Genomic DNA, 2,113 nt, shown 5'->3' on the forward strand with positions numbered 1-2,113 from the left:
GGGGGAATTGAATGGACGGACCAGATCGCGACGCGGCTGGCGCGGGTCGGCGCGGCGGGATGCGGCGCGGCACCATCGCCATCACGGTTCTGGTATTATGCGCCTATGCTTCGCTGTCGCTGGCGTTCTTCGGCTCAACCGGCTCATGGTCCACCCGCTATCTCGGACAGGGCGGCGACCCGCTCCAGTTCATGTGGTTCCTGAACTGGTGGCCCTTCGCCGCGGCAAACGGCATCAACCCATTCTGGACCCATTTCGTCTGGTACCCGCATGGTTTCGATCTCAGCTGGGCAACGGCGGTGCCGGCGCTCGCGTCCGTCGCCGCGCCGTTGACGCTGATGACGAATGCGGTCGTTTCGTTCAATTTCATCTCGGTGCTCAACCCCGCGCTGGCGGCATGGACGGCTTACCTGTTGTCGCGCGAGATCACGCGCGATGATGTCGCGGCGCTGCTGGCGGGTTTCCTGTTCGGATTTTCATCCTACGAAATTGGCCAGACTCTCGGTCATCTCAATCTCGATACGATTGCCCTGATTCCTCTGATCCCGCTGCTGATGGTGCGGCGGTATCGCGCGACGCTGTCGCGCCGGGGCTTCATCGGCTTGACCGCGCTGGTTCTGTGGCTGCAATCCGGCATCTCGCTCGAAGTTTTTGCGACCTTGATCACTTTTGGTGTGATCGCCGGAGTGATCTTTTGGCTTTCGGGCGATCGCGCCACCCGCCATGGCCTTCAATCCCTCGCCGTCGAAACCGCCATCGCGCTCGGTTTCACCACGCTCGCCGCATCACCGACGCTCTATTATCTCGCGCGTGGCGCCTACACCGTGCCTGCCGTGATCAACTCGACCGTCATGTTCTCCGCCGATCCGGTGAATTACCTCCTGCCGACGATAGTGACCGAAATCGGCCATCGTCTGGCGGCACCGATCATCGCCCATCTCAGTGGCAACGCCGCCGAACAAGGGGCCTATCTTGGCGCGCCGCTGGTCGGCATCCTGCTATTCTGCGCGTGGCGCTACCGGGGCGATCGATCGATGCGCGCGCTGCTGATTATCATTGCCGTCATCATCATCGCCAGTCTGGGACCGGTGCTGCATCTCGCGGGGCGACTGACCGGCGTGCGCTTGCCTTGGTCATGGACTCGGCAAATGCCCTTGATCCGCTCGGCGCTGCCGACGCGCTTCACCCTTTATGTTTCGCTGGCCGCCAGCGTCGTCGTGGCGAAATTCCTGGCGGACGGCGCCGGGCGGCAACGATGGGGACGAATCGGCGTGGCGCTGCTCGCCTGTGTGTTCCTGCTGCCCAATCAGGGCGCGTATCATTGGTCCACGGTGCCGCAGGCCCCATCATTGCTTGGCAACTCCGGTAAGCAACTCCTGGGTCCGTCACCCAATGTAATCATCCTGCCGTTCGGTGCTTCCGGACCGGACATGGCGTGGCAATTCGAAGCCGGCATGTCGTTCACCCAAGCGGGCGGTTATGTTGGCTTCTCGCCGCGTCAGGCGCAGGCTTGGCCGGTCCTGGGCGATTTCCAGCAGGCGAGGCCGGGACCACAGTTTTCCAATGACCTCGCTTCCTTCTGCGCCTTGCACCGGGTGACTGATATTCTGCTCGCTCCCGACACGCCGAAACCCCTGGTGCAGGCCGTCGAGCAACTCGGATGGCCCCGCACCGTCCGGCCTGACTTAACGATCATCAAGGTGCCGCCGCGTCAGGACATCGATTTCTACCTGATCACCGGGGATTACTGGCCAAGCCCCGCCTCCCGGTTCAACTGGATCGGTCGCAGCGCCACGGTTCTCACCGGCGCGCACCCGTTGGCGCTCTCGATAAGCGGCATCGACCGGCCCGCGAGCCTGAAACCAGACATTGTCACTATCAGCACGGATGGCCGGAGCAAATCCTATGCGGTCCTGCCGTCGAGCCGGTTCGATCTGGTCATCCCGCCCAATACGACCACGATCCTCAGAGCCGCGAGCACCTTCGTTCCGGCCAGAGTGATGCACACCCAGGATTATCGGCATCTTTCCGTCAGCATTGCGGCCGCATCCCTGCCAGCGCCGATTGGCCAACCGCCGCGCTGATGGCTATGGTCGGGGGAGCGGCCTGTCCC

General features: G+C 63.1%; 1 protein-coding gene. It reads left to right on the top strand.

All coding sequences use genetic code 11. The annotated features are described in order from the left end of the window. The first annotated feature begins 11 nt into the window (after positions 1–11). On the top strand, positions 12–2,084 hold the full coding sequence (locus ACP5E6_RS18600) for a hypothetical protein (RefSeq protein ID WP_427956884.1): 2,073 nt from the start codon (positions 12–14) through the stop codon (positions 2,082–2,084). The last annotated feature ends 29 nt before the right edge of the window (positions 2,085–2,113 follow it).

The sequence above is a fragment of the Acidiphilium sp. genome (assembly GCF_049977125.1).
Classification (GTDB): Bacteria; Pseudomonadota; Alphaproteobacteria; order Acetobacterales; family Acetobacteraceae; genus Acidiphilium.